Origin of the sequence: uncultured Acinetobacter sp., assembly GCF_947624825.1 — a bacterium.
Classification (GTDB): Bacteria; Pseudomonadota; Gammaproteobacteria; order Pseudomonadales; family Moraxellaceae; genus Acinetobacter.
The window spans coordinates 1-10,869 of the sequence record NZ_CANQLZ010000070.1 but is presented as its reverse complement, the minus strand read 5'-3'; the positions used below and the strand labels follow the sequence as shown (position 1 = coordinate 10,869).

Here is a 10,869-nt window from a genome sequence, read left to right as displayed (position 1 = left end):
GGCGAGACCCAGGATCGAACTGGGGACACACGGATTTTCAATCCGTTGCTCTACCTACTGAGCTATCACGCCGATGCACGTATTAAAGCGCTTTTCATGTTTAGCGTCAAGCATATCAAGCTACTTTTAAACTCAAGTGTTTATTTTTGCAGCAAAATCTTAAAAAATGTGCTTTTAAGTTAGATTTAAAGCAGCTAAACAGCGTTGAATGGCACCACAACCGGGTTGAAACTGCTCTGTGCCTTGCTCTTTTTGCATACGACACACTTCACTCACCAAACGTTCAGCCACACCACGACCACGATTAGCAGGATGCACCACTATATATTCTAAAATACAGCCTTGGCTTTGCTGGCGACACCAAATTGCTCCAATCAACTTGCTGTTAAATTGCGCCGTATACAGTAAAGTATCTTGTATAAGGCTTTGTTCAAGTTGGGTCATGGCTGCTTGCCCGTCAGCAAACTCAGGGCTGACCTCGTATAAACGCTCAAGTTGGCGACGAAAGTCGTTATTTTCTAAAGACGTATGAGCATGTACAGTAATAGGCATTGCTAAACCCTCCTAAGCAATCTAGTATTTGCGTTTCGCTTAAATTTTAACTGTATTGAGGAATGTGTCTATGACAGAGCGTATCAGTGAAGTGGTAAGAAACACTAACGAAACTAAAATCCGTGTTCGTGTGAATCTTGATGGTACAGGTCAAGGCACCCTCAATACAGGTGTTCCTTTTTTAGATCATATGATCGATCAAATCAAGCGTCATGGTTTATTTGACATTGATATTCATTGTGATGGCGATTTAGAAATTGACGACCATCATACTGTGGAAGATTGTGGTATTACGTTAGGTCAAGCTTTTGCCCAAGCCTTAGGTGATAAAAAAGGTCTAAAACGTTACGGTCACTTCTATGCACCGCTAGATGAAGCATTAAGCCGTGTGGTGGTGGATTTATCGGGTCGTCCGGGTTTATTTATGGACATTCCATTTACCCGTGCGCGTATTGGTAGCTTTGATGTAGATTTATTCTCAGAATTCTTCCAAGGCTTTGTTAATCACTCGCTCATGACCTTACACATTGACAATTTGCGTGGCAAAAACAGCCATCACCAAATTGAAAGCGTGTTTAAAGCCTTTGCGCGTGCTTTACGTATGGCGTGTGAAGTAGATCCACGTGCAGCCAATACGGTGGCGTCAACTAAAGGTACATTGTAATGACCCGTATTGCCCTACTTGATTATGGTATGGGAAATCTACACTCAGCAGCCAAAGCACTTGAGCATGTTGGTGCGACTGTAGATGTGACCAATGATCCAAAACTCATTGCACAAGCCGACAAAATCGTTTTTCCAGGTGTAGGTGCCATGCGTGATTGTATGCAAGGCATGCAAGATGCAGGTATTGACGAAGTGGTACGTAACGCAGTTTTTAATAAACCTGTGTTGGCGATTTGTGTAGGTATGCAAGCCCTATTGCAGTACTCTGAAGAAAATGGCGGTGCTGAAGCCCTTGGCATTTTTGAAGGTCAAGTGAAACGCTTCCCTGACATTGATGGTTTAAAAGTGCCACACATGGGTTGGAATCAAGTGCATCAAGCCGACCCAAGCCATCCAATGTGGAATAACATTGAGCAAGACACACGTTTTTACTTTGTGCATAGCTTTTATGTAGAACCTAAAAATGCCGACCTTGTAGCCGCAACCTGTGACTACGGTTTAGAGTTCTGCACAGCGATTCATCAAGAAAATCTATTTGCCACGCAGTTCCACCCTGAAAAAAGCCATACTGCTGGCTTACAATTGTTAAAAAACTTTGTGGATTGGAATATCTAAATTTCAATATTTAGATGCTAAAGCTCAACTTCGGTTGGGCTTTTTTTATAAAAACTCTATTTATTTTAACTTCTGCTTTAAAATTTTTAAAGCAAACTATTTTGCCAATCTCTGGCTGTATTTTAAATTTAAGATAAACAGTGCGAGTGATTAAATTTAAAACACCTAGCTCATTTACAGTTTTAATTTACAAGAAACATCCTATTATATCTCCTCTAAAACAATTGGTTTTTTTATGCGCTGTTTCATTTTATCTGCAAGATGATTGATTTTTCTTTGATTTTCACGACATAGTTTTAAGTGTTTAATCTTTAACCTAATTATTATTTTGATACGTCAAAAAATCTTACAAAATAAATGCCGATGAATTTACTCGGAATTTATTTTTTTGTGGTATAAGTACTCAAAAATATTCTAAACAACGTACTGTTTCAAACTAATTTTTTAGTAAAAGTAAATAGTTTAGATGTTTTTGCATATGACTTATTTAGGTTTTAGATGCCTTAATAAGCAACCAATATGTTTTATTTTACATACTGCGTAATCCCTTAAAACATATTTTATAAAATTTAAAATCAATTCTAGTTGCTATACTTTGGAGATAAAAATGGCTTTATTTGGTGGTTTATTTGGCGGCGGTTTAAAAGTTTTTAGCGGCGTATTTACTGCAGTTTCTCAAGGCTTCTCATCAGTTTTGGGTAAAATCGTAAACGTTGTAGCACAAGTTGTTGAAGGCGTTGTTGAAGCTGTTTCTCAAGTGGTTGAGCCATTACTTGATGCTTTGTCAAATGTACCTGTACTTGGTGACACAGTTGAAACTGTAAGCAACCTTGTAGGTAATGCAACAGGTAACTTAACAGATACACTTTATGCAACTGCTGATGCATTCACTACAGGTTCAGTGGTTGATGGTCTAGATACTTTATTAAACGGCGTAACTGACACAGTTGGTGAAGTTGTAAACAATGCGGCAACAACAGTTGATACACTTGCAACTGACGTAGTTGACCCTATTCTTGACCGTCTACAAGAAGTACCTGTACTTGGCGAATTAGTCGCAGGTCTTGAAGATACACTTGACTCAGTTGTAGGTGACGTTGACGGTTTAGGCGATTATGTAGCTGACATCAACCCACTTGAACTTGTTCAAGATTTATTGACTGATCCATTAGATACATTAGGTGGCGTAGTAAATGATGTTGCGGGTACTGTAGATGGTCTTTTAGATTCTCTTGCACCAACATTAGATGCAGAAGTACCTGTCGTTGAACAAGCAGGTGATGTAGTTCAACAAGTAGGTGACGGCGTAGTAGGTCTAGTCAATGGCTTAGGCGATGCTCTACGTGCTATCGACTTAGATATTAACTTACCTTTTGTTTAATTGTTAATTTTCAATTAAATATAAAAAGCCTAGAATATATCTAGGCTTTTTTTATGCCACTCTTAACGCTAAAATCTCAATTTTTCTTTAGCACCAACCACTAAAATGACTCAGTCTATTCAATCATCTAACGAGGTTTGAGTGCACAAACTGTAAAGATCACTTTTTCGCAGTTTTTTATTTAGAGATTGTGCATTTGTTTGTTAAGATGCCAAACATTCTATTTAATACGATTAGGCTAGGAGCGAAAGCATGCTAATCATTCCTGCAATTGACCTTAAAGACGGCAAATGCGTACGTTTAAAACAAGGTCGTATGGAAGACGATACCGTATTTTCTGACAACCCAGTCGCTACAGCACAGCATTGGGTCAACGAAGGCGCGCGTCGTTTGCATCTCGTAGATTTAAACGGTGCTTTCGCAGGTACGCCAATTCATAAACCTGTGGTAGAAGCGATTGCTAAAGCACAACCTAACTTGCCGATTCAAATTGGTGGTGGTATTCGTTCACTCGAAACCATTGAACACTATTTAGAAGCAGGTGTGTCTTATGTGATTATTGGTACCAAAGCAGTACAAGACCCTGAATTTGTTGAACAAGCATGTAAACAATTTGCAGGTCATATTATTGTAGGTATTGATGCCATGAATGGCATGGTGGCAACCGATGGTTGGGCTAATGTGACTGATGTGAAAGCCACTGAACTTGCCAAGCGTTTTGCCGATGCTGGGGTTTCTAGCATTGTCTACACCGATATCGCGCGTGATGGCATGATGCAAGGTGTCAACATTGAACAAACCGTGAATTTGGCCACTTATTCAGGTTTACCAGTGATTGCTTCTGGCGGCGTGACCAATATTGATGACGTGCATGGCTTAAAAGGTCAGCCGGGTATTTTAGGTGCGATTACAGGTCGTGCAATTTACGAAGGCACACTTAACCTTCGTGAAGCGCAAGCGGTACTTGATGCTTAAATTAAGCACTTGAATTAATTCAAAAAGAGGTCTTAGGACCTCTTTTTATTTTTCCTTTTTTTAGATCTGATCTCTCATGTTTAGCCGTTTTACTCAACTTCCGATATTTCATTCCAAATTGCCCCAATTGGCCTTGCTCTTGATTACCATTATTTGGGGGGCGACCTTTGTGGTGGTCAAATTTGGTTTGACCTTGTCTAGTCCTGTGTTATTTGTGGCACTACGTTTTGCAGCCGCTGCGCTTGCAGTGACGCTCATCTCATGGAAATCCTTAAAAGGAATCACTCGATTTGAGCTTTATGCTGGTGCAGCCATTGGACTGGTGATTGCGCTAGGCTATGGCACACAGACCACGGGTTTACAAAGCATTAGTAGCAGTGAGTCAGCATTTTTGACTGCCTTGTATGTGCCTTTAGTACCCATTTTATTATGGCTATTGTTTGCCAAAAAGCCACATATCATGACGTGGCTTGGTGCAGCGCTCGCCTTTTTAGGTTTGGTGTTTTTAACAGGCAATGGTTTAGGTGCAATTTCTTTAAGTTATGGACAAATCCTGACCCTACTTGGCTCAATTGCAATTGCGCTTGAGATTATTTTAATTAGCTATTTTGCCCCTAAGGTCAACACACGAAGAGTCACAGTCTTACAACTGATCTTTGCTTCAGCTTTTTGCTTTTTGATTGCCCCTTTTATAGGCGAAACCCAATTACCCGAATTTCATCCGCATCTCATCATGATTTTAGTTGGGCTTGGCCTTGCCAGTGCATGTATTCAATTGGTCATGAATTGGGCACAAGAAATGGTTGATCCGTCACAAGCTGCGATTATCTATGCCGGTGAACCCATTTGGGCAAGTGTATTTGCCCGACTTGCTGGCGAACGCTTACCTGCTATGGTGTTACTAGGTGGATTTATGGTGGTGCTTGGAATCATTGCCAGTGAATGGCGACCAAAACGACGCAATATGAAAAAAGCCCTTGAATAACAGGGGCTTTGCTTAAATTGCACGATTGTCATTTAAGCGAATAATACCTTTAATGGCACGATAGACAATCCACAACCATGACAACACCAATACGCTTACGCAAAAAATCGTGGCAGCTAAAGTGACGCTAGCAAATAAAGCGGCATCTTGCGCAGTAAATAAAAGAAAAACAAAAGGTACAAAAGCAATCACTGTCCATGCCAAGTACCACCAAAAGGTGCGAATTTGAAAGCGAAAATGGCTCTCAAAAATTGAACCTTTGACTGAATCAAGTTTTAAATAGTTAATGAGCAATGCCACAATGGCTAAAAGACCGGCACTAAAAATCGCCACAATATACAAAATATATAAAATAAAAGTGAGGGTTCGGTTTGGATCTTTATCAATTGAATATGTCATTACAATACCTGCGCAACCCACTACATAAAGGGATTAAATGGAGAAATAATTAAAGCAATCAAGATGATATTTAACCCAATCATGGTGAAATAGATATTTCTAAATGGTTGTTTTTGTGTTTTATGTCGTAGTTTTTGCTGAGCTAAATGTGCAGCTGGCCACCCCCCTAAAAATGCCCACAGATGTAGGGTGTTTTCTGGTACACGACGCTGATTAGTTTGAGCGGCTTGTTTATCTTGGCGATACAACCAATAGCTAATAAGGTTAATCAAGCTAATGGCAAACACATACATGCTATGCAATAGCCCAACCAAGACCAGACCTGCCAACAGTACAATGTAAATCACACTCAAAGTACTCAGCGGATGGCGCTTTTCTTGAACTTTTCGAGGTTTTGGCTGCGATTTTTTAACTTGTGCTGCTTTTAAATAGGTCACTTGTTGGGCACGAAAACGACCTTTACCATCCATGAGCGGCACATATTCTAATGCACAACCCACAAGTGGACGCGGACCGGGACGTGCAAAATCTTTAATGTGTAAAAACACACGATCTTTGTCGCCATCGTTCGGCTGAATAAAACCATAGCCTTTTTCATCAAACCATTCAATTAAGCGGCCCTGATCGCGCATTTTTATCCCCTATTGATTTTATGCTGTGATAAATTTTAAGCGATTAATCAACATATTGCGCATCTCATCTGGGTTTTTATGCAAAATATCTACACCGCTTAAACCCAGTTCTGTATTTTTAGCCGCAACCCGTAAACGCATCAGCCAAAAACGTCCAGCAGCCATGGCTAGATAAATTTCTAAACAAGCACGCTCATCATCAGTCAATGGACGGATGGCGTCATAAGCTGTTAAAAATGCAATTGCTTTGTCTTCATTAAGCTCAAGGTTTGGATATTCGGTACAAAAATCATTTATGGTAATCGCCACATCAAACAGTAACTCGTCATGGTTCATTTCATAAAAATCTAAAATTCCTGCCAACTCATTGCCTTTAAACAAAGTGTTATCACAGAATAAATCTGAGTGAATTAAGCCGCGCGGACGATCAGGATATGCCGCAGTCAAAGCCTCAAACATACCCAATAATTTACTTAACAACATTTGATCGGGTGGCGTTAAAGTCGGTTTAATTTCACGCGCAACTTGCATCCAATAACTATGGTCACGCACTTCTGAACGCTGTAACGGAAAATTTTGTAATGCAACGTGCATTTTAGCCTGTGCGCTGGCAATTTGACCCACTTGCTCTAGATTTGCCGGCATCGGATGCTGTCCTTGTAAGCGTGGTGCAATCTGCGCAGGCTTGTTTTTTAAATTAAAAATGGCTTGTCCATTGACCATCAAAGGTACAGGAACAGCAATACCCTGTTGACCAAGATGTGCCAATACTGGCACCAACTCGCCGGCTGCTTGTTGATCTAACTCTTCAAACAACGTCAGTACATATTGGCTACCATCTTGGCAAATTAAAAAGTAGTTGGTATTTTGAATACCGCCTTGAATCGGAATCAGGTTAATTACCTTTAATTCATACGGCGCGACAAAATCCTGAACTTCCTGTAAAGTCAAAGTGGTATAAACCGACATACAAAACCTGCAATAAATCTTACTCAATTTTGCTAGAATAGCCTGTCAATCTGCCAAGGTGTAGCGCTTAGGTGGGTTAGTTTTATAATTGGCTGTAATTATTGGAAAAAATTATGCTTGCTAAACGTATTATTCCTTGCCTAGATGTAGACAACGGTCGCGTGGTGAAGGGTGTGCAGTTCCTTGATATTCGTGATGCGGGCGATCCTGTCGAAGTTGCACGCCGTTATAACGAGCAAGGTGCCGATGAAATTACCTTCCTTGACATTACTGCTACATCTAATGGTCGTGACACCACTTACCGCACCGTAGAACGTATGGCCGAAAGCGTTTTCGTTCCTTTAACCGTAGGTGGCGGTGTACGTAAAGTAGAAGACATTCGCTTATTGTTAAACGCGGGTGCCGATAAAGTCAGCATTAACTCAGCTGCAATTTATAACCCTGAATTTGTACAAGAAGCATCACAGCGTTTTGGCGCACAATGTATTGTGGTTGCCATAGATGCCAAAAAAACCGGCGACAACAAATGGGAAATTTTTACCCACGGCGGTCGTAAAGAAACCGGTATTGATGCCATTGAGTGGGCGGTCAAAATGGCTGACTTTGGCGCAGGTGAATTGCTCATTACCTCAATGGATGCCGATGGTACCAAAGCAGGTTATGACTTAGCCCTTATGCGCGAAATTAACAATCGTGTCACCATTCCAACCATTGCCTCAGGTGGTGTAGGTAATCTTCAGCATTTAGCTGATGGTATTTTACAAGGTGGCGCAGATGCAGTATTGGCAGCCTCTATTTTCCACTTTGGGCAACATACTATTCCTGAAGCAAAACAATATTTAGCTGCTCAAGGCATTGAAATGCGCCTATAAAACAGCATAAAAAAAGAGCACCGACAGGTGCTCTTTTTTTGTTATAGAAATGGATTTTCCACTTCATCAGCATCAGGATATTCAAGCTTTTCGGGTAAATCAGCCTCAGCTTCAAGGTGCATGACAATATCATTCAATAAAGCTTGCAATTTTTTAGCCGCAGCTAAACCTTGCTGATCTTTATGAATCTGCAAATTGCCATAAATACTCACCCGATCAAGATCATTTTCTAAAGTCAGATCATAAATTGCGGTTGATTCGGTACCGTCTTGAAATGCTTTAAACATTGCGCGTCTCTTCTTTTAACTTATCGGCGAAATTACCTCTACTTTACTCATTTATTTGAATAACTGTAGTAAGAATTGCACAATTTCCATAATAATTTTTAACAGACCTGAACTTTCTGTGCTTTGTGGCTGTGGTTCATTTGCTTGCTGCGCTTGTGGTTGAGCCTCAATTTTAGCCAAAACTTCCGCCATGGTTCCTTCATAACTGGCACTTGCTTTAAACAATTGTTGCGTGGCGAGAATGTCCTTTTGAGCAACGGATGCAGCACATTTACTCTTTGTATCTGTCGTGTTTAAGCTAATCGCTTGATTGGCTTTTACGTTGCTTGCTTTGAGTGGCAAATTATAAATTTTGCGTTTTTCGCTGTCTTTTAAGGTTGGAAATAGATTAATCCCAATTTTTTCTTCGAGCGCACAAATACTTAACAGTTCCACCTGTGGCTTTGGCTCATTCATATCATTACTGACATAGTACGCACCAATTACCCCACTTTGTGGTGCATAAATGGCTTTATAAGTGGCTGTAGGGACTAAAACTTTGCCATTGCCAATCGTCTTAATATTTTTACCTGAATATTCAGGGCCTGTAATCACATAAAGGGCTCGCTGTTGTTTAGTGACAAGAGCACGCACCCCTTGCTCAATTGCAAGCCAAACTTGTTGATTATTTTGTGGGGTTTGCGGCACCATATTGGCTAAAGAAAAGCTGTCATGTTGCGCAGCTTTGGTTGGCATATCAGCATTGGGGGCTAAGCCTCCTCGGTCATAGCCCGAACCACGATAATCTTTTAAAGTGGCGCGTGCACCTTGAACTAGCTCTTCTTCATGGAAGTTGTCGTTTCGTGGAATTTTTGTGCTTAAACGTTGAGGGGTTAAATATTCTGCTACCCAAAATGAGCTTTTAGAAATGCCTGAATGCATGGCATTAAAACCGTTTAGACATAAAGCCGTGGTGTCTTTTTTTAAGCTGTCACGCTGCAATTGTGGTGCAGTTTCTTGATAAAACTGATCTAAACAAGGATAGCTAGCGTGGGAATATTGAAATATTCCCACAGCCAACGTAAAGCCTAGCATCAGATAAGATAAGTTATTCATTTATTATCATGCTCGCAGATTGAATCATTATTCATTTCTTGATTTTTTTTAGATTATTCTCTTATTTTGAGTACCTGTAGTAAGAGTTGCACAATTTCCATAATAGTTTTTAACAGACCTGAACTTTCTGTACTTTGTGGCTGTGGTTCTACAGACTTTGGTTCATTTGCTTGCTGCGCTTGTGGTTGAGCTTCAATTTTAGCTAAAACTTCCGCCATCGTTCCTTCATAACTTTCACTTGGCTGAAACAATTGTTGCGTGGTTTGAATTTGTTTTTGTGTAACAGCTGTTGCACATTTACTCTTTGTATCTGTCGTGTTTAAGGTGATCGTTTGATCGGCTTTTACGTTGCTTGCTTTGAGCGGCAAATTATAAATTTTACGTTTTTCGCTGTCTTTTAAAGTTGGAAATAGATTAATCCCAATTTTCTCTTCGAGCGCACAAATACTTAACAGTTCTACCTGTGGTTTTGGCTCGTTGATATCATTACTAACATAATACGCACCAATTACCCCACTTTGTGGTGCATAAATGGCTTTATAAGTTGCGGTGGGTACCAATAAACCATTACCTAAACGCTTAATATTTTTACCTGAATATTCAGGGCCTGTAATCACATAAAGGTCTTGCTTTTGTTTAGTGACAAGGGCACGAACACCCTCTTCTAGCTCACGCCACACTTGTTGGTTATTTTGTTTAGTTTGCGGCACCATATTGGCTAAAGAAAAGCTGTCATGTTGCGCAGCTTGGGTTGGCATATCAGCATTTGGTGCCATATGACCACGGTCATAGCCCGAACCACGATAATCTTTTAAAGCGGCGCGTGCACCTTGAACTAACTCTTCTTCATGGAAGCTGTCTTCACGCTTAATTTTAATGCTTAGACGTTCAGGAGTTAAATATTCTGCCACCCAAGAAGAGGTTTTAGACACACCTGAATGCATGGCATTAAAACCGTTTAGACATAAAGCCGTGGTGTCTTTTTTTAAGCTGTCACGCTGCAATTGTGGCGCAGTTTCTTGATAAAACTGATCTAAACAAGGCGTCGGCTTGCTATTGGCGGCCGCCATACTTAATGTGGCAGCACCTGCCAGTGCTAAACATAAAATGCGAGAAAAAGAATTAAACGTTGCCATGTTAAACATCAATGTCAGATCAAAAAAGAGCAAGCAGTATAGGCTGAGCATGTCTGAAAAGCTATGCTAAACCAACTGTGCGACTAACCACTGTAGCAAGGCAAAAAACCATGTCAAAAGCTTAGCCTTTATACGCTCCAACCATGGCGTTGCAACAAATTCAGAGCCTTGCTTTTGCTGTGCAACTTGCGCTTTTAAACTCTCGGCTTCGCATTGGCTGGTACTGTCCCAATAGGCATATTGCCAGTCAAAATCTAGATCAGCTTGCATCGGGAGTTGATACACATCACGCTTTTTTTCAGCGC

Annotated in this window: 13 protein-coding genes, 1 tRNA gene and 1 pseudogene; 6 read left to right on the top strand and 9 right to left on the bottom strand. The window is 40.5% G+C overall.

What is annotated here, in order from left to right:
- A tRNA-Phe gene (locus Q0017_RS12170) sits at nucleotides 1-72 on the bottom strand.
- Nucleotides 73-174: 102 nt separating this feature from the next.
- Nucleotides 175-552, bottom strand: a complete 378-nt coding sequence (locus Q0017_RS12165; RefSeq protein WP_298147219.1) for a GNAT family N-acetyltransferase — start codon at nucleotides 550-552, stop codon at nucleotides 175-177.
- A 70-nt stretch (nucleotides 553-622) separates the two neighbouring features.
- Here Q0017_RS12165 and hisB point away from each other — a divergent pair, with 70 nt between their 5' ends.
- From hisB to Q0017_RS12140, 5 genes are all read left to right on the top strand, one after another.
- Nucleotides 623-1,216, top strand: a complete 594-nt coding sequence (gene hisB, locus Q0017_RS12160; RefSeq protein ID WP_298147217.1) for an imidazoleglycerol-phosphate dehydratase HisB — start codon at nucleotides 623-625, stop codon at nucleotides 1,214-1,216.
- Nucleotides 1,216-1,833: an imidazole glycerol phosphate synthase subunit HisH gene (hisH, locus tag Q0017_RS12155; RefSeq protein WP_298147214.1), complete on the top strand. Its 618-nt coding sequence runs from the start codon at nucleotides 1,216-1,218 to the stop codon at nucleotides 1,831-1,833. The genes hisB and hisH overlap by 1 nt, the downstream gene beginning before the upstream one ends.
- Before the next feature lie 607 nt (nucleotides 1,834-2,440).
- Nucleotides 2,441-3,214, top strand: coding sequence for a hypothetical protein (locus tag Q0017_RS12150; protein ID WP_298147211.1), 774 nt, complete (start codon nucleotides 2,441-2,443; stop codon nucleotides 3,212-3,214).
- Nucleotides 3,215-3,466: 252 nt separating this feature from the next.
- Nucleotides 3,467-4,189 carry a 1-(5-phosphoribosyl)-5-[(5-phosphoribosylamino)methylideneamino]imidazole-4-carboxamide isomerase gene (gene hisA / locus Q0017_RS12145; RefSeq protein WP_297423340.1) on the top strand — a complete coding sequence of 241 codons (723 nt, stop codon included), beginning with the start codon at nucleotides 3,467-3,469 and terminating at the stop codon, nucleotides 4,187-4,189.
- Nucleotides 4,190-4,265: 76 nt separating this feature from the next.
- Nucleotides 4,266-5,174 (top strand): DMT family transporter, encoded by a 909-nt coding sequence (locus tag Q0017_RS12140; RefSeq protein ID WP_298147208.1) that lies wholly within the window; start codon nucleotides 4,266-4,268, stop codon nucleotides 5,172-5,174.
- A 12-nt stretch (nucleotides 5,175-5,186) separates the two neighbouring features.
- Here the strand turns inward: Q0017_RS12140 and Q0017_RS12135 are convergent, their stop codons facing one another.
- The 3 genes from Q0017_RS12135 to Q0017_RS12125 are packed head-to-tail and all read right to left on the bottom strand — an operon-like array spanning nucleotide 5,187 to nucleotide 7,174.
- Nucleotides 5,187-5,573: a hypothetical protein gene (locus tag Q0017_RS12135; RefSeq protein ID WP_298147205.1), complete on the bottom strand. Its 387-nt coding sequence runs from the start codon at nucleotides 5,571-5,573 to the stop codon at nucleotides 5,187-5,189.
- A 20-nt stretch (nucleotides 5,574-5,593) separates the two neighbouring features.
- Nucleotides 5,594-6,205, bottom strand: a complete 612-nt coding sequence (locus Q0017_RS12130; protein ID WP_298147202.1) for a DUF1294 domain-containing protein — start codon at nucleotides 6,203-6,205, stop codon at nucleotides 5,594-5,596.
- Nucleotides 6,206-6,223: 18 nt separating this feature from the next.
- Nucleotides 6,224-7,174 carry a homoserine kinase gene (locus Q0017_RS12125; RefSeq protein ID WP_298147200.1) on the bottom strand — a complete coding sequence of 317 codons (951 nt, stop codon included), beginning with the start codon at nucleotides 7,172-7,174 and terminating at the stop codon, nucleotides 6,224-6,226.
- 113 nt (nucleotides 7,175-7,287) lie between these two features.
- Between Q0017_RS12125 and hisF the strand changes: the two genes are divergently transcribed.
- The gene (hisF, locus tag Q0017_RS12120; RefSeq protein ID WP_298147197.1) at nucleotides 7,288-8,046 is read left to right on the top strand and encodes an imidazole glycerol phosphate synthase subunit HisF; all 759 of its coding nucleotides are present in this window, start codon (nucleotides 7,288-7,290) and stop codon (nucleotides 8,044-8,046) included.
- Nucleotides 8,047-8,087: 41 nt separating this feature from the next.
- Here the strand turns inward: hisF and Q0017_RS12115 are convergent, their stop codons facing one another.
- The 4 genes and pseudogenes from Q0017_RS12115 to Q0017_RS12100 form a co-directional block, all read right to left on the bottom strand.
- Nucleotides 8,088-8,333 carry a hypothetical protein gene (locus Q0017_RS12115; protein WP_298147194.1) on the bottom strand — a complete coding sequence of 82 codons (246 nt, stop codon included), beginning with the start codon at nucleotides 8,331-8,333 and terminating at the stop codon, nucleotides 8,088-8,090.
- A gap of 51 nt (nucleotides 8,334-8,384) precedes the next feature.
- Entirely contained in the window at nucleotides 8,385-9,428 is a 1,044-nt protein-coding gene (locus tag Q0017_RS12110) for a DNA/RNA non-specific endonuclease (RefSeq protein WP_298147191.1), read from the bottom strand.
- Nucleotides 9,429-9,481: 53 nt separating this feature from the next.
- On the bottom strand, nucleotides 9,482-10,564 hold the full coding sequence (locus tag Q0017_RS12105; RefSeq protein WP_298147188.1) for a DNA/RNA non-specific endonuclease: 1,083 nt from the start codon (nucleotides 10,562-10,564) through the stop codon (nucleotides 9,482-9,484).
- Between the two features lie 66 nt (nucleotides 10,565-10,630).
- Nucleotides 10,631-10,869, bottom strand: a pseudogene (locus Q0017_RS12100) (hypothetical protein); the annotation flags it as partial.